This is a genomic window from Methylophilus rhizosphaerae (genome assembly GCF_900100975.1).
Classification (GTDB): domain Bacteria; phylum Pseudomonadota; class Gammaproteobacteria; order Burkholderiales; family Methylophilaceae; genus Methylophilus; species Methylophilus rhizosphaerae.
Window position 1 is genome coordinate 336,982 of record NZ_FNFX01000004.1, and the last position, 25,742, is coordinate 362,723.

A 25,742-nucleotide genomic window follows, 5' to 3' on the forward strand; every position below is an offset into this window, starting at 1 on the left:
TGTTTAAACTGCATTAAGAAAATATATTAAACCTTTCTGCATATTAGTAAATTGATAGGTAATGCAGAAAGAATACAGAAAAGAAAATATTAAAAATATAATTAAAACAAAGGGTTATTATTTTCTGCAAAAATTAAATGACAAACTTTGCAGAAAGAGTGAAGAAAAGATTTCGTGGATTAACTAATTATGACCACATATACAACACCTATCGCAGAGTCCAATCATTTTATTGTTCTGGATAAATATACCAAGGCTATACAGGCCAATCAGTTTTATCAGAGCGAATACGATTTGGAGCGTGAGTTTATTGCTGACCTTGAAAATCAGGGTTATGAGTATCTGCGTGATTTAAGTACGCACGAGAAAATGCTGGCGAATATTCGTCTGCAGTTGCAAGCCTTGAACAATGTGCTATTTTTAGAGGGCGAGTGGTTGCGCTTTGTTGAGGTTTATTTAGATAAGCCTAGCGATAGCATTGTCGATAAAACCCGCAAAATTCACGATCACCACATTTATGATTTTGTGTTTGATGATGGGCGTATCCAGAACATTTACCTGTTGGATAAAAAGAATATTGCCCGTAACAAAGTGCAGGTGATTCGGCAGTTTGAGCAAAAGGGAACACATGCGAATCGCTATGATGTGACTGTGCTGGTGAATGGCTTGCCGCTGGTGCAAGTGGAGCTTAAAAAGCGCGGTGTGGCGATACGCGAGGCGTTTAACCAGGTACATCGCTACAGCAAAGAGAGCTTTAATACTGAAAATTCGCTGTTTAAGTATTTGCAGATTTTTATCATTTCAAACGGCACAGACAGCCGTTATTTTGCCAACACCACCAAGCGCGATAAAAACAGTTTTGACTTCACCATGAACTGGGCGAAGTCGGACAACCTGTTGATTAAAGACCTCAAAGACTTTACTGCCACGTTTTTTCAAAAGAACACTTTGCTTAATGTGTTGCTGACTTACTCGGTGTTTGATGTAAGCGACACTTTGCTAGTGATGCGCCCTTATCAAATTGCGGCGACCGAGCGCATCTTATGGAAAATTAATAGTGCTTACCAAACCAAACAGTGGAGCAACATTGATGGCGGCGGTTTTGTTTGGCATACCACAGGCTCAGGTAAAACGCTGACGAGTTTTAAAGCGGCACGTTTGGCAACGGAGTTGCCTTTCATCGACAAGGTGTTTTTTGTAGTGGACCGCAAAGACCTTGATTACCAAACCATGAAGGAGTATCAGCGCTTTTCACCAGATAGCGTGAATGGGTCAGACAGCACTGCGGGTTTAAAGCGTAATCTGGAAAAAGATGACAATAAAATCATCGTGACCACGATTCAGAAGCTTAACAACCTTATTAAAGGTGAAGGCGATTTGCCTATCTACAACCAGCAAGTGGTGTTTATTTTTGATGAGTGCCACCGTAGCCAGTTTGGTGAGGCACAAAAAAACCTGAGAAGGAAATTTAAAAAGTATTACCAGTTTGGGTTTACCGGTACGCCGATTTTCCCTGACAACGCTTTGGGGGCGGAAACCACTGCCAGCGTGTTTGGGCGAGAGTTGCATTCTTATGTCATTACCGATGCTATTCGCGATGAAAAAGTGCTGAAGTTTAAGGTGGATTACAACGACGTGCGCCCACAGTTTAAGGCGCTGGAGTCTGAACTGGATGAAGAAAGGCTCACGGCTGCTGAAAACAAGCAAAAGCTGTTGCATCCAGACCGCATTCGCGAGGTGTCAGAATATATTTTAAATAACTTCAGGCAAAAAACGCATCGCTTGAACGCCAATGGCAAAGGCTTTAACGCCATGTTTGCTGTAAGCAGTGTGGATGCGGCCAAGTTTTATTACGAGTCACTCAAAAAATTGCAAAGTGATAGCGCAAGACCTCTGAGAATTGCGACTATTTTTTCGTTTGCCGCCAATGAGGAGCAAGATGCCGTAGGTGATATTGCGGATGAAAGTTTTGATGTTTCTGCGATGAATAGCAGTGCAAAGGAGTTTTTAAGCGCAGCGATTGCTGATTACAACGCCATGTTTAAGACTAACTTTGGCGTGGATAGCAAAGAGTTTCAAAACTATTACCGTGACCTTGCGATGCGTGTCAAAGGTGAGGGTAGTAGCGGGGTTAAGCTGAAAGCAGAGGAAACTGTAGATTTGCTCATTGTGGTGGGTATGTTTTTAACCGGTTTTGATGCGCCTACTTTAAATACGCTGTTTGTGGATAAAAATCTGCGTTATCACGGATTAATGCAGGCTTATTCGCGCACTAATCGTATTTATGATGCTACCAAAACATTTGGCAATATCGTCACTTTTAGAGACTTGGAAAAAGCCACGATTGATGCAATTACCATGTTTGGCGACAACAATACCAAAAACGTGGTGTTGGAGAAGAGTTACAAAGAATACATGGAAGGTTTCACCGATGTGGTTACAGGTGAAGCACGGCGAGGCTATTTGGATGTGGTCGCTGAGTTACAACAGCGGTTTCCTAATCCCGATGAGATTGTTAAAGAAAAAGATAAAAAAGACTTTGCCAAATTATTTGGCGAATATTTACGTGCTGAAAATGTATTGCAAAACTATGATGAATTTGCAGGTTTAAAAGCACTACAAAGTTTAGATATCACTGACGCTGCAGCAGTAGAGGCATTTAAAGCCAAGCACTATTTGAGCGATGCCGAGTTAGCAGAGATGCAGACAATTAAAATGCCCGGCGAGCGAGTTATCCAGGATTATCGTTCAACCTATAACGATATTCGCGATTGGCTTCGCCGCGAAAAAGAAGCCAATGACCAAGACAAATCCACCATTGATTGGGATGATGTGGTGTTTGAAGTGGATTTACTCAAGTCGCAAGAAATTAATCTGGATTACATTCTGGAATTAATTTTTGAACACAATAAAAAGCGCAAAGATAAAGCCTCCTTGGTTGAGGAAGTCCGCCGTTTAATTAGAGCCAGCCTTGGTAACCGCGCCAAAGAAAGTTTGCTGGTAGACTTTATTAATCAAACAGACTTGGACAAGATACTAGATAAAACCAGCATTATTGAAGCCTTTTTCACCTATGCACAGGCGGAGCAGCAACGCGAGGCGGAAGCATTAATTAACGACGAAAATCTGAATACCGAAGCTGCTAAGCGTTATATCGCTGCATCGTTAAAACGCGAGTATGCGAGCGAGAATGGCACTGAACTCAATGAACTGCTTCCTAAAATGAGTCCACTGAACCCACAATATTTAACTAAAAAACAAAGTGTGTTCCAAAAAATTGCCGCTTTCGTTGAGAAGTTCAAAGGCGTGGGTGGCAAGGTTTGATCAGGTTAGATTCAGATGGAAAATCCAGAACCCACCCGAGAAGACGTCGATAACCTCACAGGTGCCACCCTGCTGGAGTTTGGTGCCAGTTGGTGCGCCTACTGCAAGGCAGCGCAACCTACCATTACGTCTGAACTGGCTCATTTCCCAAATCTCCGTCACATTAAAATTGAAGATGGTAAAGGCCGCAGGTTGGGCAGATCGTTTCAGGTGAAATTATGGCCTACGCTGATTTTTATGAGAGACGGCATCGAACTCAAACGCTTGGTCAGGGAAATTGACTCAGGTGAATTGAAGTTGGGATTACAGATGATTACAGAGACTTAGCCGCTTGACTAGAATGATAAGTTGGTGATCACTATCTATAGTAGTACCTTAAAATATAGAGGTGTGCATAAAAAACGAACCAGCTACCCAGCAATATCAATAGCCGTTTTATCAGGTGACTCCGCTGCCTTTTGCATCTGCTGCTTGATTTCCGCTTGCATTTGTTCCATGAGTTTCTGTTTGTCTTCCCCGCTCATGGCATCGAACTCTTCCTGGGAGATGCCGTGTTTTTTCAGCCAGAGGTACTGCATTTTTTCGGCATCGGACATCTTCATAAAGTTTTCCAGCTCCTGATAGGGGTCGCTCAGTTTAGGCTGCTTGGCGGATTCCGTGAGGTAGGTTTTGCTCGACGGAGTGTTGCTGGTTGTGGTGGAAGTTTCCTGGTCTGGGAGTGTCTTTTTGGTCGTGCCGGATTCAAGGCTGGACTGCGCGAGTTTACTTAGCATACCGATCTGGTTCAGATTCATAGCGGTTCACCGATAAATTGAATGGGCTGTCCGATGATAAGCGAGTGCAGGTTGGTTTAATGCGTTGAACTAAAAGGAGAATGCCCTTTATTTATATGGCTGATTGAATGTTCGGGTGCTAAAACGCACTATTGTTTAGGCGAAATGGATTTATTTTCCTGTAGGGCGGATGTCCATGCGGCTTGCAGGTCAATGTCATCAAACGGTTTGGGTTTGCTGAACAGATAGCCTTGTACCACCTTGCAGTCGTAACCGAGTAAATATTTGGCTTGGGCAGCGGTCTCCACGCCTTCCGCGACCAGTTCTTTATTCAGGCTTTTTGCCATGGAGATAATGGCCTGCACCAGCAAGCGGTGATCATTATTGCTGGCGATGCCTTGCACAAAGGATTGGTCAATTTTGATTTCACTCACTGGGAATTTGTTTAGATAACTGAGTGCGGAATAGCCGGTGCCGAAATCATCCAGGGAGATTCTGAAGCCCATTTTGTCCAGGTTTTTCAAAGTATTCCGGATATGGGCGCTGTCGTTCAGCAGCAGGCTTTCGGTAATTTCCAGGGTAATCCATGCCGGATTGCAGCCGGTTTTTTTAATCAGGCGCTTGATGGAGGCAAACAGGTTGTTGTGGATAAACTGGCGGCTGGACAGATTGATGGCAACGGTGATGGGGTGTTCGCGACCGCTATTCCATTGGACAGCATCTTTAAAGGCGGTTAGCAGGACCCATTCACCCATTTCGACGATGCATCCCGAGTCTTCCGCAATGCTGATAAACCGGTCAGGTGGAATCATTTCGCAATGATTGCGGTTCCATCGCAGGAGGGCCTCTACGCCCACAATCCGGTCTGCCTCCAGGTTAATCTGCGGCTGGTAATGCAGCAGAAATTCATCATTCTTTAGCGCCCTGCGCAATGAGCGTTCAATGTCGATACGTTCAATCGTGGTTTGCGATAAATCGGAGGAATAGAATTGGTAGTTGTTGCGGCCTTGCCTCTTGGCCTTGTACATGGCGATATCCGAATATTTCATAATATCGCTGACATCACTGCTATGGTCAGGGCACATCACGATGCCAATACTGGCCGAAATAAACAGTTCCGTGCCATGGATCAGCACCGGCTGCTTGATGGACTCAAGTACTTTCTTTGCGACGGTTACCGCATGTTTTGAATCTTGCACGCCGGCAAGTACGATGGCAAATTCGTCACCGCCCAGGCGGGCCACGGTATCCGTGGGGCGCACAGCGCATTCAATGCGCCTGGCCGTTTCGTGCAGCAGCAAGTCGCCTTCCGCGTGGCCGAGCAGATCATTGACGGCTTTAAAGCCATCCAGGTCAAGCATCAGAAACGCAAATGAAAACGCCGACTGGCGGGATTTCTTGATGCATTGCTCCAGTACGTCCAGCAATGAGATGCGGTTGTGCAGCTTGGTAATGGAGTCAAAATAAGCCAGGTGGTGGATGCGGTCCAGGTTTTCATAGGACTGCGTCACATCCTGCCCAACGGCGATCACGGTTTTGACTTCGTTGACGGCGTTAAATTCAGGCGTCAATACCGTGTGCATGATTTTGTGCTTGCCATGGCGGGTGGTCACCTTTAAGACGGCATGCTGATTCTCGCCGTGCAGGAACACCTCGCGGATGCTCTGCTCAAGGGCGATGGCCGAGGTGCCGCCAGGATATTCCGAGGGCGTTTTGCCCATCAGCTCACTGGCATCCACTTCATAAAAGGATGAATTGGCATGATTAAGAAAGATGCGCTTGCAGTCACGGTTGTACTTGGCGATACAGTTCGGCGAGTTTTCTACAATCGATCGGTATTCGTTTTCTTTCTGGATACTCTCGGTAATATCCCTCGCATACCCCAGGGAGCCGACTACCTGGCCGTCTACAGTCAGCGCAGATTTATAAGACTCTATCCAGTAATACTCGCCTTCCGCGTTCTTGATGGGGACAACGACCGGGCTCGGTGAGGTACTCAGCATGGCTTTTTTATCACCATCAACATATTCCTGGGCTAACTCGGCGGGGAAAAAATCAAAGTCTGTCTTGCCAATCAGTTCAGCACTGGAAGCAACCCCCACCATGTTGGCATAGGCCGTATTCGCTACCAGGATCCGGCTGTCAGCATCCTTAAGCCAGACCATAAAAGGGAAATTATCAATCAATGTCTGGATATACGGATTATTTTCAATACGCTGGTTTTTGGTATTTTTCATAACATGGATGAATATCTGGTAGTGATCTGCTTCTCTTTCCACAAAAATAAGCGGCACTCTGAATAATTAATTTCGGTAATATTTAATTTTTCTTAAATATCATTGCGCTAGTGTAACCAATCATTAAGTGGAAGCTATTATAAGTTCATTGATCGGATCTTGTTGGACCCGAGATTCCCCATTGTTATCCAGCGGATTTGTACCGATTTTCTGCCAGGCTATTTAATGGCCGGCAAAAGCCGCCTTTAACGCCAACACACCTTTTTCCAGCTCTACCGTGGTCAGGCTGCCAAATCCCAGGCGGATCGCATGCACGCTTTGCTGCGATTCTGAAAACAGCGTGCCGGGCAGAATGCGCACTTTATGTTTTAAGGCTTCTGTGGCGACTTTTTCTACATCGTAGCCTTCTCTCAAACGTAGCCAGATCGCCAACCCGCCATCTGGTGCGTCAAAAGTGACATATTCCTTGAGCTCTTTTTTAATCAGTGCAATCAGCAGGTTTCTGCGCTCGTTATAGACTTTGAAGGTTCGGCGGATATGGCGTTTGATTTCGCCGGAATGCATCAGTTCGGCCACGGCCAGTTCGGTGATCGAGTTGCCTTGCCGGTCTATCAGCATGACTTCTTTGGCACAGCGGTCTATCAGGCCGGGTGTCGCCACCAGGTAACCTACCCGCAAGCCGGGAGCGAGCACTTTGGAAAGTGAGCCGACATAGATGACGCGGCCGCCGTGGTTGGTACTGGCCAGTGGAAACACCGGGTGATGTGAGAAGTGGAACTCGTGGTCGTAATCATCCTCGACGATTGTAAAGTCATACTGTTCGGCCAGCATCAGCAGTTTTAACCGCCGTTCGGCGGTCATGATCACAGTGGTGGGAAACTGGTGGTGCGGCGTGACATAAATGGCGCGGATAGAGTATTGCTTGCACAGCTTTTCCAGCGCGACCACATCAATGCCATGCTTGTCCTGGCCCACGGTAAGGATATTGGCCCCACAGGACCTGAAAGCTTCTTTGGCGGCTGGGTAACTCAATTGTTCCACCACGATAAAATCATTGGGCCGTGTGAGTACGCGGGCCGCCAGGAAAATGCCCATTTGGCTACCACGTGCGATACAAATCTGGGCTATATCCACACTCAGGCCTCTTTCCATATTGAGCATGGTGGCAATTGATTGCCTGAGTGCCAGCGTGCCACGCGGGTCGCCGTAACCTAGCTGGTTGCCTTTGCTGGAACCGACCAGCGCATGGCGGAATGCGCGTGACAGGATATTGAACGGAATCAGCCGCGAATCGGGGATGCCATCATTAAAATCAATCACACCCGCTTCTGGCGACTGATAATTCAATAGGGGGTGCGTCGGCCCTTCCACCACATTGGCGGGTTGTTTGCTGGTTTTTGCGGTTTGCGGTTGTGCATTGAAGTTGGGCAGGTTGGCCGAGACAAACGAGCCACGCCTTTGCTCGGAGACCAGCCAGCCCTGGGCGATTAATTCATCATAGGCGAGGATGACTGTTTTGCGATTCACTTTGAGTTTTTCTGCCAGCTCTCGTGTACCCGGCATGGCGGTGGAGGGCGCCAGGCGGCCGCGCTGGATCTCTTCCATGATCTGCTGGGCGATTTGCAGGTAAACCGGCAGGCCGGAAGTGTCGATAATCGTTAGATTCAGGCTCCACGAACGTAGCATTTTTCAACTTTCCTCATTCAAAGCCAGTCACTCACAGCGGGAAAAATTCCCTTTTCTTTTCGATAATTCTGGACTACCAATATCTCACTATAACGCATTATTAACTGGACCAGCAATGTTCTCAAAACTGGAGGATTGTGGACTAGTTACATTCTGTTACATTTTTGAAACATCTTGATAAAGGAATCTTTCATGTCACCTCCATTAGATATTCAACTGACAGATTGGCGTCAGCATGCACTGGAACTTGAAAAACAAGTGAACCAGGTAATTGTGGGCCAGAGCAAAGCCATTCGCCTGATGAACATTGCGATTTTTGCCCGTGGTCATGTGTTACTGGATGGGGGTGTGGGCGTGGGTAAAACCACGTTGTTGCAATCGATCGCACGGGGTATCGGCGGTGCGTATGAGCGTATCGAAGGCACGGTGGATTTGATGCCGAACGACCTGATTTACCACACGTTCCTGGGCCCGGATGGCAGGCCGCAAATTGATGAAGGCCCGTTGCTGCGTGCCGGTGAAGAGTTGTCCGTATTTTTCTTTAACGAAATCAACCGTGCCCGGCCACAGGTGCACGCCTTGATGTTGCGCGTGATGGCCGAGCGCCATATCAGCGCGTTCAAAAAAGAATACCGCATGCCGCACATGATTGTGTTTGCTGACCGTAACCAGGTGGAAAAGAACGAGACGTTTGAAATCCCCTCGGCAGCGCGTGACCGTTTCATGATGGAGATCCCGATTGAGATTCCTTCAGACCGTGAGCTGAAAAAGTCGCTGGTGTTCAATACCAAATTCCAGCATGCGGAGAAGCTCACGCAACAGGTGGATAGCAGCATCCTGAAATTTGACCAGTTGAACGCGTTTTCTGACCAGCTGCAAAACCATATCCAGTCCAGCGATGTGCTGGAGGAGTACACCATGGATTTGTGGGATGCGACGCAGCACCCTGAAAAATTTGGCGTGACCATGGAGAGTGTGGATATCAGCCGCCTGATACAGACCGGTGCCAGCCCGCGCGGCATGGGCATGCTGATGAAAGCGGCGCGTGTGAATGCCTGGCTGAATGGCCGTGACAGCCTATATCCGGAAGATATCCATGCCGTGTTCCACGAGGTGATTTCACACCGCCTGGTATTTAATTCTGCTTATGAAAACCGCAGGACAGCACTGGCACGTGAACTGACCGATAACATTATCCGTACCGTGGCTGTGCCCAGTTTGTCATTCAGCAAAGTCGCTTAGTGATTCATCATGCTGCTTTCAATGACTAAGAGGTTTGGGCAAAAAACGGGCAATAAAGCCGTCAAACATGCGCGCGAACAGGATGAGTCCAGCTATGCATTGCCCTTTGAGTATGTGATTGGCTGGAAATCCGACAGTATCCAGTTGGGCGATCACCCAGGTACGCAACGCGGTATCGGCTTTGATTACCGTGGCAACGTCAACCTGGCGGATTACCCGGATGCCAGGCGCATGGATTTACGGCAGACCATACGCGACCCGTTCGAACAGGTGCAGGTGCGGCAGTTCAACCAGGACAGCACCACGCCTATCTATGCCGTGTGTGATCTATCCAGCTCCATGCAGTTCAGGGGTCGCCAGCGCAAGCTGGATAAAGCGATTGAAATTGCCATCGCGGTCGCCAATTCGGCCCACCGTGCCGGTGATTTGTTCGGCTTTATTGGTTACAACCAGCAGGTGCTCGAAGACTACACCTTGCCGTTGAGCCGTAATCTGCATCAAAGCAAAGAAGCGATTGGCTTGCTGCATGATTACCAGCAAATGCAGGTGGGTGCCGATGGCATGCCCGATGTGCCCAATTTTCTCGGGCAGACGCGTGGGCTGGTGTTCTGGATTTCCGACTTCCACATACCACTGAATGTGATCGAAAAAACGCTGATGGCGATGTCGGCCCATCAAGTTGTACCGATTGTGCTATGGGACGATGAGGAATACAAAAAACTGCCCAAGTTCGGATTTGGCACCATGATAGACCTGGAAAACGGCCGTAACCGTACGCTGTTTTTCCGTGCTGAAGTCAAAGCCAAATTCGTGGCGGCCTTTAATGAACGCCGCCATGCGCTGGAGGCCTTATTCTGGCGCTTTGATAGCCCGGCGCTGTTTATGCACGGCGACTACAAGCCAGACATCATGACGCATTATTTTGAACAGACGATGTGACCATCCATTTAAATACGCGAAATAGACCATCATGTTAAAACGAATTTCAAATATAGCAGCCCCCAGGGCGTTGCAAAGCCTGTTGCTGGCTACCTGTCTGCTGTTGGCGGTGGCTACTGCAACGGCTGAGGAAGCCGCACCAATCGCTGAAAAGGCCGTTGTTCAACCAGCATTAAAAGTGAGCAATCCAGCGTCACCTATTGGTGTGCATATTGGGGATGTCCTGACCAGAACGGTCATTGTCGATGCACCAGAATCCTACAAGCTTGCGGAAAATGCCTTGCCTAAAAAAGGCAGCAAGCATGAAGGCATTGAGCTGGTGGATGTGAGTTTGCAAAGTGAAACACATGCCAAACAGGCCCATTATATTTTGCAATTACGCTACCAGGTATTTGCGAACAGCACATATCCTGCCGTGCTGCATTTGCCGGCAGAAACACTGGCGTTGAGCGATGCTGCCGGCAATGCCACGCTGGAGATACCGGCCTGGGGCTTCTGGTTTTCACCGCTGGTGACTGGCGGCACACTCACGGCCAAAAAGAATCTCCTGCCTGAAGCCAGGACGCCATTGATTGATAGCCGTCATGACCAGCAATTACTGGCTGCGTTTCTGGCCATTGCGGTCGCCAGCCTGCTGGCCCTGTTATATATCAATGCCGATGGTCACTGGTTACCGTTTATGGGCGGCGCATTTGCGCGGGCGCATCGGCAACTGAAGCGCCTGGCCAAGTCCTCCAGGCCCAAAACCGCTGCTGAAGAGAAAAAGGCATTGGTGTATTTGCACCAGGCATTTAACCAGCATTACGGCGCGAATATTTTTGCGCGGGATGTGCAGGACTTTGTGACCTTGCGTCCTGGCTTTAAAGGGTTACAGCAGGAAATCACGCAATTCTTTGAGGCATCCAACCAATCGCTGTATGACGTTAAAGGCCGCGATAGCAGCCAGGTGATTGCACAACTGGTGCAGTTCAGCAAGCAATTGCGCGATTGTGAGCGGGGCGTTGCATGATGATCCTGAATCCATGGGCATTTGCCTTATTGCCCATCACGCTGCTGCCATTCTGGCTGAAAGGGCACCAGGGCAAGTTCTATAGCTGGCTGGAGATCATGCCGGAAGATGCCTTGTCTGACCGGCTGAATCTAGCTGTGAAAATCATTACCGCATTACTTTTGCTGAGTATCGTCATTGCACTCGCCGCCCCCAGGGGCTCGGATGAGCAAGTGCAAAGGGCAGGCAAGGGTGCGCAGACGGTGATGGTGATAGACCGCAGTGTCAGCATGGACCACCCGTTTGCCGGTGATAGTTCCGGGCATGTAGCCGAGATTAAGTCCGCGGCGGCGCGGCGCATTATTACCAGGTTTATTGATTCACGCCCGAATGACATGATGGGCGTGGTCGGGTTCACCAACTCGGCGCTATATGGCATCAAAATTACCACCAACCGCGATGCGATTCATGCCGCGATTGTGGCAGCGACCAGCCCCTCACTCAACCAGACCAATATCGGGGCAGGGCTCACTGAAGCCGTTGGCCTGTTCGACAATATCCAGAGTTCGGGCTCAAGAGCGGTGATTTTGCTATCGGATGGCGCAGGCAAATTAAGTCCACGCGTGAAATACCTGCTGAGCGAACGCCTCAAGAGCCGCAAGCTGGGCATCTACTGGATCATGTTGCGTGAACCGGGCGAAGCAAGCATTTTCTCCAAAGAGGAATACGAAGAAGGCCGCACGCCCAATTCAATTGTGCTGCATAAGTATTTCCAGTCACTGGGGCTGAAATACAAGGCCTATGAAGCGGATGATTCAGAAAGCCTGCAGTCGGCCATTAACGACATTGATTCACGCGAGAAAAAAGCCATTAAATATTACGAGACCATTGCCGGCTATGACTATTCCAGGGTGTTTATGATCATTGCACTGGTATTGGCGCTGTTACTGCTGGGCATTAAAAATTTGAGGGTGTATGAATGAAAAACCATTTAACGCGCAAAAACCAGGTGCTGGGAGCGCTGCTTATCGTCGGCGTACTGGGCAGCGGTTATGAAGGCTACCAGGTAAACAAAATCGCTACGGCCAATGCTACATTGCAACGCGGTGAAGTGCTGGAAGGTGATGCATTCCCATTTCACCAGAAGTTTGCCGATGCCTACCAGCAAGGCAAAACCGATAACTACAAGCATGCCGTACAAAATTTCAGCCAGTTGCTGGAAGCGCCTAAAAAGCATGATGAACAGGTGTTTGAACCTGACCAGCATCTGAAATCGCAGATTCATTTCAATATTGGTAACCACCTGTTCCACGCCGGGTTGCAACGGATGGTTGAACCCGATGGTGCACTGCAGGAGCAGGCCAAATTTGATTATCTGCAGGCAAGGACGGCTTACGAGCAGGCGCTTAAACTTGACCCTGCTAACCAGGCTGCCAAATTCAATTTGAGTCTGTTGCATGGCGTCATCCCCAAACATATTAAAACCGTGCCGCAGGACCCTTCCGGCATGGAAATCAGCAATTTGCCACAGGGATTGCCATGAACGCGATAGTGAATGTATTAAAAAATAACTACGAGACCGTTTTGCTGACGGGCGCGGCGATATTCCTGCTGCTGGCGCTGGTAAAACCGGATATTCAACTCAAGCAGAATGTGCATAATTATTTGCTGCTGGCCGATGTGTCGCAAAGCATGAATGCGGAAGACATGAAAATCGACAACAAGCCGGCCAGCCGGCTGGCGTATACCCAGCATCTGATGCAGCAGGTCGTGAAAACTTCGCCGTGCGGCACGTATGTCAGCGTCGGCGTGTTTGCTGCGGAAAACGTGGCTCTGCTGTTTATGCCGCTGGAAGTGTGCGCTAACTTCGACATTATCAATGACAGTATCAACCACCTGGAATGGCGGATGGCCTGGAGTGGCAACAGCCGCATGACGTTTGGCGTGAAGGCGGCTGAGGCGACATTTGATTACCTGAATATTCCGGCGCAAATGCTGTTCTTCACCGATGGCGATGAAGCGCCGAAAGCCAACGGTATTAACAAGCTTGATATCACTGATGTGCGCATAGGCAAACATGTGATCTTTGTCGGCGTGGGTGGCACCGAGCCTTCGCCGATCAAACGCTTTAACGCCAATAACCAGTTTGTCGGTTATTGGGGGACGGATGCGGCCGCGGAAAGTGCGGGGGGCGGTGTGAATTATAACGATGCCAGTAAGGATGACCCGGACCCACCAGTCGCGTATGCCGAATTTGACCGTTATTTATCCAGTCAGGATGTCGAGCATCTGAAAGAACTGGCGACCGAAATCAAAGGCCAGTATATCGCAGGTAAAGATGAGCCGGCATTTTACGAGTTTGTACAATCGCAGGCACCGGTGGCCAGATTTGTCACCCGCTATTCAGTCAAATGGATATTCCTGACACTGGCCGCACTGATGGTGATTGCCACTTACCTGCCGGATATCTGGTCAAGACGGTGGCGTATGCGTCAGGCTGCCTGACCGCAGCGGGCAGGATGTGTGCTCACCGGTTTATTCACATAAATCATCCAGATTGGTAGGTTCGCACGCCTTCGGTTCTTCGGGGGCGCTGCGCTGCTTTCTGGACAATTCATAGGTCATTTTCCGCAGGCGCATGACTGAGCCCAGCGGGCGGTGGGACTGGATGCCGTGCCAGGGGGAGAACATCATGCCTTCATCCACGATGTGCGAGCGGTAAGGACTCCAGGCGATTTGCGGTTTGGCCGTGATTCTGGCCACGGGAATATAGGGCGACAGGTCAGGTGACCAGATCACGGAAGCATCTTCAATCGGCATTTGGTCAATATCGGTGCAGAGCTGTACCCGTAACTCCCATTCGGCGGTATGCGAGATAAAAAAATCCACCACCGATTTCCGCAAACTGTCCGCTGCGAACGTCAGGTCTATCGGTTTGTTGGTGAGCGCGATCAGTGCCGGTGCAACCGGTACTAGCGCAAACTTGGCCATGAAATCACCATAGAGGGCCGGGTCCTGGCTGAAATAGGTTTCCCCCAGGAGATGCGTTTCTGTTGACCCTTGTGCGGGGTGGTCAGGCGTCTTGATGATGGCCTGGTAACCGCTAAGCGACTCAATCAGCTTTGAAGTGGCCTGCAGGATTCTGGACAGGAATTGCCTGAACTCGGAGGTGCTGTCCGCGGTGGAGGAGAGGGATTTCAGGTTGGATAAGAATTGCTGTACGCTGCAAGACAGGAAACTGGAGCCATTCACAAACAGGAAATCCTGGGTGGTGGCTTCTTCACTGCCGCTGAGCCGTTCCCCTTCCACACCTATGATTTTGATCGCCAGGCTGCGGGGCGTGCAGGCTTTGTCTTTGAGGATATCTCCCGGCACGGTGGAAAAGCGCATGACCAGGGGCAGTTTCCTGGCCTGTTTGAAGATGCCCTGTGCCAGGTTTTCTGGCAGGTCGGCGTAGATATCCATCTCGGCATAAATCAACCCGTGGCTTTTGCCATGTACGCTGCGCGTGGTAAAGGTGGATTGGCGGTAAGTGGTCTCGGAGATTTTCCGCAAGGTCTCCTGCAGGTTTTCGTCGCGTTTGACCCTGTTCTCATCCAGCACCTCATAGGCGGGATGGTATTTGAGTGGCGAGGTTCCACTATGTGCAGGTTGTTGCATAGATATCCTCACTTTCATCGGGCTTGTGGCAAGCCCGGGTTGCTCATGATCCAGGATCAGCTAAACGCCAGACGCAGGGGGTGTTTAGTGGTTTTTGGTTTCTCCGGCCTGCTTTCTTTGCTTGTTGACAATACGGGCCGCTACTTCTTCTTCCCTCCCCGGGTAGCGGTGTTCCTGCTGGAATTTGTCCTTGAGGTGTTCGTATTCATGTTCGCGTTTTGGACTGGCACCACGTGGCATGTGAGACCTCCTTTGAAAGGGTTATAAAAGCGTTGAGCAGAAACGGCAGCGCTCGGCTGCCGTAGTTGTCTGTGATGGAATGAATTCAGCACTCAGTTCCAAACAAGACAATGCCAGATTACGCCTTAATAAAAATTTACTTTATAGGATTTTTCCTTATTGCCCTGTAGGAATTGCTTTATCGCTTCGATGTCAGGCTGAATCCCTGAATTCACCAGGCCAAAGTAACTAGGCCCAAGGTAGCACTCGGTGCCTGCCAGATCACAGTCATGGCCGCCCGCCGGGGAAACAGGGCAATATGTTCATTGAGCACATATTGCAATTGCTTTAGGTTTTCATCCGACATGGCATGCAGGGCATTCAAATCCAAGTGCACCTGCTTGTGCCTTAAGTACGCAATCCCCCCAGGGGGAAGTGAGTCAGGCCCTGCAAGTCATTGTACTCCACATTAATTTTACGACGGAAATGATTACATAGACCCCCTAAATAGCGACTTGGTTCCTGGGTGGCAACTGCCTGGTGTCGATGGGGCGTTTCAGAAGAGTGGCAGGCCGGCAGCGTACGCATATAGAAAAAAGAGGCCATGAAATGGCCTCTTGATAGCGTTTGCTGAATATTCCTTATGGTGTCGCAAACCGTCCCAGGTTGTAGTCATTAATCGCCTGGTCAATTTCTTGCCAGGTATTCATGACAAATGGACCGTGACCTACCACCGGCTCGTTCAGCGGCTCACCATTCAGTAACAGCAACACGGTGTCCTGCTGCGCCTGTAATACCAGCTCAGACCCTTCGCGCTGCATCACCGCCAGTTCGGATGGCCGGATAGTGTGCACGCTGCCGGTTTTCACCGCGCCATGCAGCACAAAAATGGCGGTGGTGTGACCTTCTGGCAAATGGAAGGTGGTGCGTGTCCCGGCGTTCAGGCGCACATCCCACACATTCATCGGGCTGAATGTCTTGGCGGGGCCCGTTTGCCCGGCGTATTCACCGGCAATTACCCGTACTCTCCCTGCTGCATCGGGCAATACCACTTCGGGAATTTCGGCTTTGGTAATGCCCTGGTAACCGGGTTTGGTCATTTTGTCCCTGGCTGGCAGGTTGACCCACAACTGGATCATTTCGAACGGGCCACCGGTGCGGGCATAGTCATCGCCATGATATTCCTCATGGATAATGCCTGCCCCTGCCGTCATCCACTGCACGTCACCCGGGCCAATCGTGCCGCCGGTATTGGTGGAGTCGTGGTGGGATACCTGGCCGTCATAGACAATGGTCACGGTTTCAAAGCCACGGTGCGGGTGCTGCCCCACGCCACGGCGCTGTGTGGTCGGCTCGAAACGGGCAGGGCCGGCATAATCCATCAGCAGGAAGGGCGACATTTCTTCTGCAATATCACGATAGGAAAAAATGCTCTGCACCGGAAAGCCGTCACCTACCCAGTGGTTGCCGTTGCTGCGTTTGATAAAAGCCAGTTTTTTCATGATGCGCTCCTCGTGCATATGATGTTGCGATGGCTCCCACTATATCCGGGTGACTTTCATGACACTAGATGGTTAAATGTGAAATCACTTTTTATTTAATTGAACAATAATGGATTTCAACGAAACAGCAGTGTTCGTCAAAGTGGTGCAAGCGGGTAGCTTCAGTGCGGCGGCCCGGCAATTGGGAGTACCTACTTCTACCATCAGTACGCGTGTGGCAAGGCTGGAACAGCGGCTGGGTGTCACCTTGTTGCAGCGCACCACACGCCGCCTGCATTTAACCGAGGCCGGTACCTTGTATTACGAACAGGCGGCACCGGGGCTGGACTATTTGCTGCAGGCGGAAGCCGCACTGGATGAGGCCAGGCAATTGCCTGCCGGTAAACTGAAAGTGACAGCGCCGGCGGATATGGGTGATCTTTTGCTGGCGGGCTTGGTCAGGCGTGTGCAGGCCACGTTTCCGGCGCTGGCAGTTGAAATGGTATTGACCGACCGTTACGTTGACCTGGTGGCAGAAGGGGTGGATGTGGCGATCCGCATGGGGGAACTGCGCGATTCCAGCCTGGTGGCAAAATCACTGGGCACCATTCACTGGGCATTATTTGCCAGTGCGGCCTATCTGCAACATGCGCCCTCATTGGCGACGCCTGCTGATTTGCATGTGCATCCCTGTGTGCAATTCAGCCCCATGGGCCGGGAGCAATGGGTGTTGCGGCAGGGGCAGACTGAGATGCGGGTTCCGCTGAGCGGCCATACACTGGTGAATAGTATCGGTGTAGTCAGGGCCATGGCGGAAAACGGACAGGGCATTGCCTTGTTGCCCACGTTTATTTGCCAGTCGCCGCAGGTACGTGACCGATTGGTCAAGGTGTTACCTGCCTGGCAGGGGCATGCAGATGCCGTCCACCTGGTATACCCGCAGCAGCGGTTTATGCCGCCCAAGTTACGTGCCTTTATTGACCTAGCACTGGATGAATTAAAACCACAACTGAGGGAAACGGTGGCCTGAACGGGGAATGGCATGACAGCGTAAAGCCCTGCCTGTTCGGCATGAAGCGCGGGATGGCATCAGCGGATGGTACAAAACGATGACATTGCTGAAAAAATACATTTATTTGGTCAAGCATGCGTAAAATGGCGTTAAGCCATGTGCTTTTCTGCTTTTTTGGTGCAAGATATTCCTTAAAGGGTTAACCCCGAATCACCATTGAATATTGTATAAACAATATAAGGGCATACGCGTTGAGTACTGCATCGGAATCCGTGGCATTGAACGCAGAAATTGTGGAAATGCTCTATGCCAATAACCGCAGGTCATTGATGGCTGCCATCGTGACCATGTTTGCGTTATTGCTGGCGCAATATGCGTTTATCGACCGCGTCATTCTCGTGCTCTGGACCGTGGTTTTTCTGCTGGCTTACGGCAGCCGTTATTACCTTACCTACCTCTATTCCCAGGATCCGCAACCCGAATTGCATAGCCGGCAGTGGCTGCAATGGTTTCGTGCCAGTGCCGCGTTTTGCGGCTTCACCTGGGGCCTGGCCGGGGCCTTGCTGTTCCCGGCCGCGGAACCTGCCAACCAGGCGTTCCTGATTTTTGCGCTGGCCGGCGTGTCAGGTGCCGGTATCATTATTTATTCTGTGGATAGCCTGACCACCAATCTGTTCACCGGCGGCATCATGCTGTTTATCGTTCCGCGTTTCCTCACGCAGGGTACTTCGGTGTCCGTCGCACTAGCGGTGCTGTTTATAGTCTATGTCGCGTATGTCAGTGTGACCGGTCATGGGTTAGCCCGGAGTTTGCGCGAAAATATCCGCTTGCGGATTGCGGCCAATCTCGACAATCAGAAAGTCCACCAGCTGGCCTATTATGACTTTTTAACCAAGCTGCCCAATCGCCGCTTGCTGACTGACCGGTTACAACAGGCGTTCGCACGCTGCGCACGCCACCAGGGATATGGCGCGGTACTGTCGCTGGACCTGAATAATTTTAAAGGCCTGAATGACAGCAAAGGCCATCAGGCTGGCGATGAGCTGTTGCAGCAGGTGGCCGAACGCCTGCTGCAATGTTTGCGCAAAAACGACACCATAGCCCGTACCGGTGGCGATGAATTTATTGCAGTACTGGATGAACTGGGCAGCGACAAGGCGGAAGCCGTCAGGGCTGCCCAGGTGGCGGCTGAAAAAATGATGGCAGTGTTTACCGAACCGTTCCAGCTGAGCAACACCCGTTACTGCACCACGACCAGTATCGGGATCTGCCTGTTTCACGGCGATCGGTACACAGAAGCCGAAGTATTGCGGCGGGCGGATATCGCCATGTACGAAGCCAAAAAGTCGGATAGCCTGAACGGCATACAGTTATACGATGAAGTGCTGCATCCGGCGATTGAGAGGCGGGCGACGCTGGAGAACGACCTGGCCTTTGCCTTGCAGGGTAACCAGTTGCTGCTGCATTTCCAGGTACAGGTGGACGAGGCCCACCAGCCCATAGGGGCGGAAGTGCTGCTGCGCTGGCAACACCCGCTACTGGGCATGATTCCGCCAGACCAGTTTATCCCGATTGCCGAAGAAAGTGGCCAGATTGTCCCCATCGGGCAATGGGTGCTGATGCAGGCCTGCCAGCAACTCAAGACATGGGCCGCCACGCCAATGACCAGTACGCTGAAACTGTCGGTCAATGTCAGTGCCGTGCAGTTCAATCAACCGGACTTTGTGCAGATGGTCACGGAAACCGTTTTGCAAAGTGGCTGTGATCCGCGCTTGTTGCGGCTGGAACTGACCGAAAGCCTGATCGTAAAAAATGTGGAAGAAATTATCGGCAAAATCCAGGCCCTGAAGTCGCTGGGCATGACGTTCTCCCTCGATGATTTTGGGACCGGCCAGTCTTCATTATCGGTATTGAAGCGTTTACCGCTGGATGAACTGAAAATTGATAAAAGCTTTATCAAGGATATCTTGCACAATACCTATGACAGTTTCATCGTGGAAACCATCATCAATATGGCAAAAAACCTGGGACACAGCGTGATTGCCGAAGGGGTTGAAATGCAGCAGCAGAAAACCCTGTTACAGCGCATGGGCTGTTATCGTTTCCAGGGGTATTTGTTCAGCAAACCATTGCCCTTGCATGCGCTTGAAGCCGGATTGCAAACCCGGCAACTGGTGCCGTCAGCAGCAGGTGAGCCGGTGGCCAGCCCAGGGCAGCCTAAAGCCAAATCCCGGCCCAGCAGGTCTAGATCCAGGCCCAGACCAAAACCAGCTGCGACCTGAGTTAAACTTTCATCCATTCTTCACCCTGGCTGAGCCAGCGCTGCAAATGTGCTTTTATGGCGGCTGGTTCCCGCCGCAATAACTGGTCGGCGACCTGTTTGGCTTGCAGCAATAATGCACTATCACGTTCCAGGTCGGCGATTTTGAGCATGGGCACGCCGCTCTGGCGTGTGCCGAGCAATTCACCCGGCCCACGGATATGCAGGTCAGCCTGCGCAATCTGGAAGCCATCGCTGCTCTCGTAAATCACCTTCAGGCGCGCGCGGCCCAGCTGTGAGCATTGCTGTTTGCTATAGAGCAGGATGCAGGTACTTTTGGCCGCGCCGCGCCCCACGCGTCCGCGCAACTGGTGCAGCTGGCTCAGGCCCATGCGTTCGGCATGCTCAATCACCATTAAACTGGCATTCGGCACATCGACACCCACCTCAATGACTGTGGTTGCGACCAGTAACTGGATGTCATTGGCGGCAAACGCCTGCATCACGGCCTGTTTCTCTGCCGCTTTCATGCGGCCATGCACCAGCCCGACCTGCAATTCCGGGAAAGCCGCTTGCATGTAGGCATAAGTGTCGTTGGCCGTTTGCAATTGCAGGGTTTCCGATTCCTCGATCAGCGGGCATACCCAGTAAGCCTGGTGGCCCTGGGCGCAGGCGTCACGTACCCGCTCCAGGATTTCTTCACGCCTGTCATCCGCGACCAGTTTGGTGGCCACGGGGGTGCGGCCAGGCGGTAATTCATCAATGACCGACACATCCAGGTCGGCGTAATAACTCATGGACAGGGTACGTGGAATGGGCGTGGCCGACATCATGAGTTGGTGCGGTTCCAGGCTGGTCAACTGGCCTTTTTTACGCAAGGCCAGCCGTTGTTCGACCCCGAAACGATGCTGTTCGTCCACAACCGCCAGGCCCAGTTTGTGAAATACTACCTCCTCCTGAAACAAGGCATGCGTCCCTACTGCCAGCATGGCTTCACCACTGGCAATACGTGATAGTGATTGCCTACGTTCCTTTTTGTTCTGGCCGCCGGTCAGCCAGGCGATATCTATGCCCAGCGGTTGCAGCCAGCCGCTGAGTTTTTTGTAATGCTGTTCGGCCAGGATTTCAGTCGGCGCCATCATGGCAACCTGCCAGCCGTGTTCTATCATCTGCAGGGCTGCCAGGCAGGCCACAATGGTTTTTCCACTGCCGACATCGCCGAGTAACAAGCGCTGCATGGGGTGAGGCTGCTGCAGGTCGTGGCTGATTTCAGCCACGACTTTCTGCTGCGCGGCTGTTAATGCAAACGGCAGATTGCCCAGCAGCCTGGCGGCCAGTGCTTGCGAGGGTGGCGTGGCGGGCGCGCGTGCCTGTTTGCGTCGCGCATAGTGCTGGCGCATGGATAATTGCTGTGCCAGTAACTCGTCATACGCCAGGCGTTGCCAGGCGGGATGGCTGCGGTCTTCCAGGGCAGGCAAGGCTACGTCCGGGTCAGGCTGGTGCAACAGGCGCAGGCTGCTGGCGAAGTCGGGTAGCTGTAACGAGGCATAAACCCAGCCAGGCAAGGTTTCCTGCAAATGGTCAGGCGTCAGCACCAGGTTCACGGCTTTGCGGATGTTATTCTGGCTTAAGCCCGCGGTGGTTGGGTAAACAGGTGTGAGTGCGGTATTGACTGGCGTGTCTTCAGTGACTTTGCGCTGTTGCGGGTGCACCATTTCGTAGCCGAAAAATCCGGGGCGCACTTCCCCAAACACGCGCAGGCGGGTGCCGGTTTGCATGGCCGCAATCTGGCTGGGGTAAAAATGCAGGAAGCGCAGGTTGATGATGCCGGAGGCATCCTGCACCCGCACATTCAGCATTTTGCGCGGTTTGTAACTGACTTCATGGTGGACAACCACGCCTTCAATCTGGGCTTGTTCACCCAGCCGTAAATCGCGGATGGGCGTGATCTGGGTTTCATCCAGGTAGCGCAGTGGCAAATGCAGTAATAAAGCCTGTGGCGAGTGTATGCCCAGCTTTGCCAACTGGCTGCACAGGGCCGGGGTGAATCCGCGAAGTTCGCTCAAAGGGCGCATGTCGGCGACTCACCTGGCTGCTTACTGGATGCGTTGTTCCAGCTGGTTGCCTTTGACCCGGTTGATGCGCACAATCTGCTGGATTTTGCGCAGGTTGCGGATCAGGGTGGCCAGGTGGACGCGGTGATGCACTTGCACGGTAAAGTCCACGTTGGAATACTGGCTACCGTCACTGGCTTCAACGCTGACGTTATCAATATTGGCATCGGCATTGGAAATGGTGGCTGCAATCTTGGCCAGCATGCCACGCTCGTCCACCACGGTGATGCGCAGGTTGACGCTGAACAGCTTCTTGGGATCGGCATCCCATTCCACATCCAGCCATTTTTCCGGGTCCAGCTTGAATTTGCGGATGGCCGGGCAATCGTGGGTATGGATGACCAGGCCTTTGTCTTTATTGATAAAGCCCAGGATAGGATCGCCTGGAATCGGCCGGCAGCATTGCGCAAACTGTACCGCCATGCCTTCCGAACCGCGGATGGTAATGGTGTCCAGCGTTTTGGCGGTTTTGTCTTCCGGTTCGGCCGGATGCGCCAGCAACTGGTGCGCCACCATCAGGCTGTTGCGTTTGCCCAGGCCGATATCGGTCAGGATAGTCTGGCGGGTTTTGGCGCCGTAATCATTCATGACTTTCTGCCATTGCTTATCGGTAATTTCTACCGGATCAATGTGCATGGCGCGCAATGCCACATTCAGCATGCGTTCGCCGAGCTGGGCCGATTCTTCCACCTTGACCGTTTTCAGGTAATGGCGGATATGCGAACGGGCCTTACCGGTCACCACATAGTTAAGCCAGGCCGGATTGGGTTTGGCCAGGGGCGCAGTGATGATTTCCACATGGTCGCCGTTATGCATTTCGGTCCGCAGAGGGGCCAGTTCGCTGTTGATTTTCACAGCCACGCAACTGTTGCCTACGTCTGAGTGCACGGCATACGCGAAGTCCACGGCGGTAGAACCGCGCGGCAGGGCCATGATATTGCCTTTGGGCGTGAAGACGTACACTTCGTCGGGGAACAAATCGACCTTGAAGTTTTCGAGGAACTCGTGGCTGTCGTCGCTCTCGGTCTGGATTTCAACCAGGCGTTGCAGCCACTGGTGGGTTTGCTGTTGCAGTGAAGTCAGGTGCGCATCGGTGGTTTTGTACAACCAGTGCGCGGCAACGCCGGCATCGGCAATATTATGCATTTCCTGGCTGCGGATCTGCACTTCAATCGGTGTCCCAAACGGGCCAAACAAGGTGGTGTGCAAAGACTGGTAGCCATTGGCCTTGGGAATGGCAATATAGTCCTTGAAGCGGCCGGGAATGGGTTTGTATAGGGCGTGTAACGCGCCTAAGGCCAGGTAACAGGCCGCGGTATCCTTAACGATGACACGAAAACCGTAAATATCGCCAATTTGCGATAGCTTCATCGATTTTTCGGTCATTTTCCTGTAAATACTGTACAAGTGTTTTTCGCGGCCCTGTACATCAAACTCAATCTGGTACTGGGTCAGCTGGTTCTGGATGGCTTCCAGGATCTTGCTGATCACTTCTTTACGGTTGCCGCGCGCGGTACGGATGGCTTTATCGATTACGTGGTAGCGATTGGGGTAAAGGTACTTGAAGCTCAGGTCTTCCAGTTCGCGGTAGATGGGATTCAAGCCGAGCCGGTTGGCGATAGGGGCGTAAATTTCCACCGTTTCGCGCGCGATGCGTTTCTGCTTTTCCGGACGCATGGCATCCATGGTCTGCATGTTGTGCAGGCGGTCGGCCAGTTTGACCAGGATGACACGTACATCCTGGCTCATGGCCAGCAGCATTTTGCGGAAATTTTCCGCCTGGGCCTGGGCGGCTGTTTGCAGTTCGACCTTGTCCAGCTTGGTCAGGCCATCGACCAGGTCGGCCACCTGTTTGCCAAAACGTTCGGCAATGGCGGCGCTGTCGATTTCGGTATCTTCCACCACGTCATGCAGCAATGCAGCCAGCAGGGTGGGTAAATCCAGGTGTAGCCTGGCCAGGATGCAGGCGACAGAGACAGGATGGGTAATATAGGGTTCACCGGTCTTGCGGGTCTGACCGGCATGGGCCTGGTCGGCATAACGATATGCCTCCCAGACCATGATGATTTCTTCTTCGGTGAGATACTTGCGAATCAGCTGCGTGAGGCGGGAATCCTCACGGTCTGCCGGCAGCAAGTCGGCTTCGTCTAACCTGGACTTGCGATGGGCATGTTCACCTTGGGCATGCGGCATAACTGCTTATGCCTGCCCTTTCTTTTCCAGTAATTCCACACCTATTTTGCCGGCGGCAATTTCACGCAATGCCAGTACAGTAGCCTTGTCCTTGCTGGAGTAGCCATTGACCAGCGGATCGGAACCATTGGCCAGTTGCCTTGCGCGATACGCCGCGACCAGGGTGAGTTGAAAACGGTTAGGGATGTTGTCCAAGCAATCATCGACAGTAATACGAGCCATAAAAACCTCTTCAGTATTGAGTAACAGAGCAGCGCGGTTGCGCCGGTTCAGGTGAGTGATTGAATCAATGACGCGTGGCAGGCCACCTGGCGATCAAGCTGCAAACGCTTGGAACGCACAATGGCGATTAAATCCTGCAATGCCACGTCAAAGTTATCGTTAATTGTAACATAATCAAACTCATGCACGTGGCGCATCTCCTCGCGGGCAGCGGCCAGCCGGCGCGCGATGACGGCTTCGCTGTCCTGGCCGCGGTTATTCAGGCGGTGCGCCAGTGCATCAATCGAAGGTGGCAGAATAAAAATCGAAGTGGAGTGCGGATACAGCCGGCGGATCTGTTGCGCGCCTTGCCAGTCAATTTCCAGAATCACATCACAGCCTGCGGCGAGCGCACCGTCGACTTCCTGCTTGGAGGTGCCATAACGGGCACCATGCACATGCGCGCTTTCCAGGAATCCGGCCTGCCCCAGTACTTCCAGGAAAGTGGCTTCGGACACAAAGTGGTAGTGAATGCCATCTTCTTCACCCGGCCTGGGCGCACGCGTGGTGTGTGATACGGATAATTTAAGCTGCTGGTCTTGCGCCAGCATGGCGCGTACCAGGCTGGTTTTACCGGCACCGGAGGCGGCAGAAATCACAAATAAATGCCCGCGGCTCATGCGTCGCTCCAGTCAGGGCGCGGCAGAGCAGGCAGCACGTTTTTAAAGCCTAATGCGACCTGTCGCGGGCGACAAGTGCTGTTCAAGATACCTACATATGTCATAACACGTTTGGAAAAAAGGGCAGAATCGTTAAAGCAACATGATACCACGCACCGTTTGTGCTTAAGCTGTCGCCAATGTGTAGTCAGCGGGCGCTGGGAAAGAGGGTTACTGATAATGGAAAGATTGCTCGAATTTTTCCAGCGTACCCAGGTCCTGGGCAGAAGGATTGGCCACGAAGACGTGCAGGTTGGCCCATTTGTTACGGTAGGCAAACAGGAAATGCCAGTGCTTTTGCGTGATGCTTTTACCCTGAAAACTGTTTTCAAGGTCGTAGCTGAGTTTGCAATATTGGCTGTTGCAGCTTTTTTGCACGCTGGCCTGGTTAATCAGCGGCTCTTTGCCAGTTTTGGACCAGAAGCAGGTCAGCACATTTTCGTGCGTATCCGCGCCATCACAGGCCGGCGTGTCCACATACAGCGCGACTGTAAACAGATTGGCGTTGCCATAATACATGTAATGATCGTTGGAATCGGCTTCCCGCACCGGCCGGAGTGGCGGCGCATCAAACGTCACGCCCCAGCCCTGGTCGGGAATCGTCAGCGTGGTCATTTCCGCCATGGATGGCACAGGCAGCACGCACCCCACCAGCAGGAGGCAGCGTATAAGAACATGACGGGGAAGATGCATA

23 protein-coding genes are annotated in these 25,742 nt (G+C 51.7%); 10 read left to right on the plus strand and 13 right to left on the minus strand.

The window, feature by feature from the left end:
* Nucleotides 1-189 precede the first annotated feature (189 nt).
* Nucleotides 190-3,324 (plus strand): type I restriction endonuclease subunit R, encoded by a 3,135-nt coding sequence (locus BLP53_RS11110; RefSeq protein ID WP_091472231.1) that lies wholly within the window; start codon nucleotides 190-192, stop codon nucleotides 3,322-3,324.
* Nucleotides 3,325-3,339: 15 nt separating this feature from the next.
* Nucleotides 3,340-3,651: a thioredoxin family protein gene (locus tag BLP53_RS11115; RefSeq protein WP_091472232.1), complete on the plus strand. Its 312-nt coding sequence runs from the start codon at nucleotides 3,340-3,342 to the stop codon at nucleotides 3,649-3,651.
* 83 nt (nucleotides 3,652-3,734) lie between these two features.
* Here the strand turns inward: BLP53_RS11115 and BLP53_RS11120 are convergent, their stop codons facing one another.
* From BLP53_RS11120 to pdxR, 3 genes are all read right to left on the minus strand, one after another.
* On the minus strand, nucleotides 3,735-4,097 hold the full coding sequence (locus BLP53_RS11120; protein WP_143001370.1) for a hypothetical protein: 363 nt from the start codon (nucleotides 4,095-4,097) through the stop codon (nucleotides 3,735-3,737).
* A gap of 149 nt (nucleotides 4,098-4,246) precedes the next feature.
* Nucleotides 4,247-6,334: a sensor domain-containing protein gene (locus BLP53_RS11125; RefSeq protein WP_091472234.1), complete on the minus strand. Its 2,088-nt coding sequence runs from the start codon at nucleotides 6,332-6,334 to the stop codon at nucleotides 4,247-4,249.
* A 222-nt stretch (nucleotides 6,335-6,556) separates the two neighbouring features.
* On the minus strand, nucleotides 6,557-8,020 hold the full coding sequence (gene pdxR / locus BLP53_RS11130) for a MocR-like pyridoxine biosynthesis transcription factor PdxR (protein WP_091472235.1): 1,464 nt from the start codon (nucleotides 8,018-8,020) through the stop codon (nucleotides 6,557-6,559).
* Nucleotides 8,021-8,212: 192 nt separating this feature from the next.
* Here pdxR and BLP53_RS11135 point away from each other — a divergent pair, with 192 nt between their 5' ends.
* From BLP53_RS11135 to BLP53_RS11160, 6 genes are read left to right on the plus strand one after another with little or no spacing between them, the layout of a single operon-like run.
* On the plus strand, nucleotides 8,213-9,262 hold the full coding sequence (locus BLP53_RS11135) for an AAA family ATPase (RefSeq protein ID WP_091472236.1): 1,050 nt from the start codon (nucleotides 8,213-8,215) through the stop codon (nucleotides 9,260-9,262).
* 12 nt (nucleotides 9,263-9,274) lie between these two features.
* The gene (locus tag BLP53_RS11140) at nucleotides 9,275-10,201 is read left to right on the plus strand and encodes a DUF58 domain-containing protein (protein WP_091472373.1); all 927 of its coding nucleotides are present in this window, start codon (nucleotides 9,275-9,277) and stop codon (nucleotides 10,199-10,201) included.
* A gap of 31 nt (nucleotides 10,202-10,232) precedes the next feature.
* Nucleotides 10,233-11,210, plus strand: a complete 978-nt coding sequence (locus BLP53_RS11145) for a hypothetical protein (RefSeq protein WP_091472237.1) — start codon at nucleotides 10,233-10,235, stop codon at nucleotides 11,208-11,210.
* Entirely contained in the window at nucleotides 11,207-12,172 is a 966-nt protein-coding gene (locus BLP53_RS11150) for a vWA domain-containing protein (protein WP_091472238.1), read from the plus strand. Before BLP53_RS11145 ends, BLP53_RS11150 begins: the two co-directional genes overlap by 4 nt.
* Nucleotides 12,169-12,732: a hypothetical protein gene (locus BLP53_RS11155; RefSeq protein WP_091472239.1), complete on the plus strand. Its 564-nt coding sequence runs from the start codon at nucleotides 12,169-12,171 to the stop codon at nucleotides 12,730-12,732. The genes BLP53_RS11150 and BLP53_RS11155 overlap by 4 nt, the downstream gene beginning before the upstream one ends.
* Nucleotides 12,729-13,694: a vWA domain-containing protein gene (locus tag BLP53_RS11160; RefSeq protein WP_091472240.1), complete on the plus strand. Its 966-nt coding sequence runs from the start codon at nucleotides 12,729-12,731 to the stop codon at nucleotides 13,692-13,694. Before BLP53_RS11155 ends, BLP53_RS11160 begins: the two co-directional genes overlap by 4 nt.
* 30 nt (nucleotides 13,695-13,724) lie before the next feature.
* On the opposite strand, the gene BLP53_RS11165 is transcribed toward BLP53_RS11160, so the two are convergent.
* From BLP53_RS11165 to BLP53_RS11170, 5 genes are all read right to left on the minus strand, one after another.
* Complete coding sequence (locus BLP53_RS11165) at nucleotides 13,725-14,849, minus strand: catalase family protein (RefSeq protein ID WP_091472374.1); 1,125 nt, start codon at nucleotides 14,847-14,849, stop codon at nucleotides 13,725-13,727.
* Nucleotides 14,850-14,933: 84 nt separating this feature from the next.
* The gene (locus BLP53_RS13690) at nucleotides 14,934-15,089 is read right to left on the minus strand and encodes a hypothetical protein (RefSeq protein ID WP_176755277.1); all 156 of its coding nucleotides are present in this window, start codon (nucleotides 15,087-15,089) and stop codon (nucleotides 14,934-14,936) included.
* 211 nt (nucleotides 15,090-15,300) lie between these two features.
* Complete coding sequence (locus BLP53_RS13695; RefSeq protein ID WP_176755278.1) at nucleotides 15,301-15,459, minus strand: hypothetical protein; 159 nt, start codon at nucleotides 15,457-15,459, stop codon at nucleotides 15,301-15,303.
* 17 nt (nucleotides 15,460-15,476) lie between these two features.
* A complete protein-coding gene (locus BLP53_RS13945; RefSeq protein ID WP_143001371.1) occupies nucleotides 15,477-15,674 on the minus strand; it encodes a DUF2218 domain-containing protein in 198 nt (65 codons plus the stop codon).
* A gap of 35 nt (nucleotides 15,675-15,709) precedes the next feature.
* Complete coding sequence (locus BLP53_RS11170; protein WP_091472375.1) at nucleotides 15,710-16,570, minus strand: pirin family protein; 861 nt, start codon at nucleotides 16,568-16,570, stop codon at nucleotides 15,710-15,712.
* A 109-nt stretch (nucleotides 16,571-16,679) separates the two neighbouring features.
* Here BLP53_RS11170 and BLP53_RS11175 point away from each other — a divergent pair, with 109 nt between their 5' ends.
* A complete protein-coding gene (locus tag BLP53_RS11175; protein WP_091472241.1) occupies nucleotides 16,680-17,579 on the plus strand; it encodes a LysR family transcriptional regulator in 900 nt (299 codons plus the stop codon).
* 233 nt (nucleotides 17,580-17,812) lie between these two features.
* Nucleotides 17,813-19,843, plus strand: coding sequence for a putative bifunctional diguanylate cyclase/phosphodiesterase (locus tag BLP53_RS11180; RefSeq protein ID WP_245652813.1), 2,031 nt, complete (start codon nucleotides 17,813-17,815; stop codon nucleotides 19,841-19,843).
* A 1-nt stretch (nucleotide 19,844) separates the two neighbouring features.
* Here the strand turns inward: BLP53_RS11180 and recG are convergent, their stop codons facing one another.
* The 5 genes from recG to BLP53_RS11205 all read right to left on the minus strand — a co-directional run bounded on the left by recG (nucleotide 19,845) and on the right by BLP53_RS11205 (nucleotide 25,690).
* Nucleotides 19,845-21,896, minus strand: coding sequence for an ATP-dependent DNA helicase RecG (gene recG, locus BLP53_RS11185; protein ID WP_091472242.1), 2,052 nt, complete (start codon nucleotides 21,894-21,896; stop codon nucleotides 19,845-19,847).
* Between the two features lie 21 nt (nucleotides 21,897-21,917).
* Nucleotides 21,918-24,128 carry a RelA/SpoT family protein gene (locus BLP53_RS11190; protein WP_091472243.1) on the minus strand — a complete coding sequence of 737 codons (2,211 nt, stop codon included), beginning with the start codon at nucleotides 24,126-24,128 and terminating at the stop codon, nucleotides 21,918-21,920.
* Nucleotides 24,129-24,134: 6 nt separating this feature from the next.
* Nucleotides 24,135-24,350 carry a DNA-directed RNA polymerase subunit omega gene (rpoZ, locus tag BLP53_RS11195; RefSeq protein WP_091472244.1) on the minus strand — a complete coding sequence of 72 codons (216 nt, stop codon included), beginning with the start codon at nucleotides 24,348-24,350 and terminating at the stop codon, nucleotides 24,135-24,137.
* A gap of 47 nt (nucleotides 24,351-24,397) precedes the next feature.
* Nucleotides 24,398-25,009 carry a guanylate kinase gene (gene gmk, locus BLP53_RS11200; RefSeq protein ID WP_091472245.1) on the minus strand — a complete coding sequence of 204 codons (612 nt, stop codon included), beginning with the start codon at nucleotides 25,007-25,009 and terminating at the stop codon, nucleotides 24,398-24,400.
* A 210-nt stretch (nucleotides 25,010-25,219) separates the two neighbouring features.
* Entirely contained in the window at nucleotides 25,220-25,690 is a 471-nt protein-coding gene (locus BLP53_RS11205; protein ID WP_143001372.1) for a hypothetical protein, read from the minus strand.
* Nucleotides 25,691-25,742 lie beyond the last annotated feature (52 nt).

Coding starts and splice junctions, on each gene's coding strand:
- BLP53_RS11110 (WP_091472231.1), top strand. CDS start 190: ATGACCACATATACAACACCTATCGCAGAGTCCAATCATTTTATTGTT.
- BLP53_RS11115 (WP_091472232.1), top strand. CDS start 3,340: ATGGAAAATCCAGAACCCACCCGAGAAGACGTCGATAACCTCACAGGT.
- BLP53_RS11120 (WP_143001370.1), bottom strand. CDS start 4,097: ATGCTAAGTAAACTCGCGCAGTCCAGCCTTGAATCCGGCACGACCAAA.
- BLP53_RS11125 (WP_091472234.1), bottom strand. CDS start 6,334: ATGAAAAATACCAAAAACCAGCGTATTGAAAATAATCCGTATATCCAG.
- pdxR (WP_091472235.1), bottom strand. CDS start 8,020: ATGCTACGTTCGTGGAGCCTGAATCTAACGATTATCGACACTTCCGGC.
- BLP53_RS11135 (WP_091472236.1), top strand. CDS start 8,213: ATGTCACCTCCATTAGATATTCAACTGACAGATTGGCGTCAGCATGCA.
- BLP53_RS11145 (WP_091472237.1), top strand. CDS start 10,233: ATGTTAAAACGAATTTCAAATATAGCAGCCCCCAGGGCGTTGCAAAGC.
- BLP53_RS11150 (WP_091472238.1), top strand. CDS start 11,207: ATGATGATCCTGAATCCATGGGCATTTGCCTTATTGCCCATCACGCTG.
- BLP53_RS11155 (WP_091472239.1), top strand. CDS start 12,169: ATGAAAAACCATTTAACGCGCAAAAACCAGGTGCTGGGAGCGCTGCTT.
- BLP53_RS11160 (WP_091472240.1), top strand. CDS start 12,729: ATGAACGCGATAGTGAATGTATTAAAAAATAACTACGAGACCGTTTTG.
- BLP53_RS11165 (WP_091472374.1), bottom strand. CDS start 14,849: ATGCAACAACCTGCACATAGTGGAACCTCGCCACTCAAATACCATCCC.
- BLP53_RS13690 (WP_176755277.1), bottom strand. CDS start 15,089: ATGCCACGTGGTGCCAGTCCAAAACGCGAACATGAATACGAACACCTC.
- BLP53_RS13945 (WP_143001371.1), bottom strand. CDS start 15,674: ATGGCCTCTTTTTTCTATATGCGTACGCTGCCGGCCTGCCACTCTTCT.
- BLP53_RS11170 (WP_091472375.1), bottom strand. CDS start 16,570: ATGAAAAAACTGGCTTTTATCAAACGCAGCAACGGCAACCACTGGGTA.
- BLP53_RS11175 (WP_091472241.1), top strand. CDS start 16,680: ATGGATTTCAACGAAACAGCAGTGTTCGTCAAAGTGGTGCAAGCGGGT.
- recG (WP_091472242.1), bottom strand. CDS start 21,896: ATGCGCCCTTTGAGCGAACTTCGCGGATTCACCCCGGCCCTGTGCAGC.
- BLP53_RS11190 (WP_091472243.1), bottom strand. CDS start 24,128: ATGCCGCATGCCCAAGGTGAACATGCCCATCGCAAGTCCAGGTTAGAC.
- rpoZ (WP_091472244.1), bottom strand. CDS start 24,350: ATGGCTCGTATTACTGTCGATGATTGCTTGGACAACATCCCTAACCGT.
- gmk (WP_091472245.1), bottom strand. CDS start 25,009: ATGAGCCGCGGGCATTTATTTGTGATTTCTGCCGCCTCCGGTGCCGGT.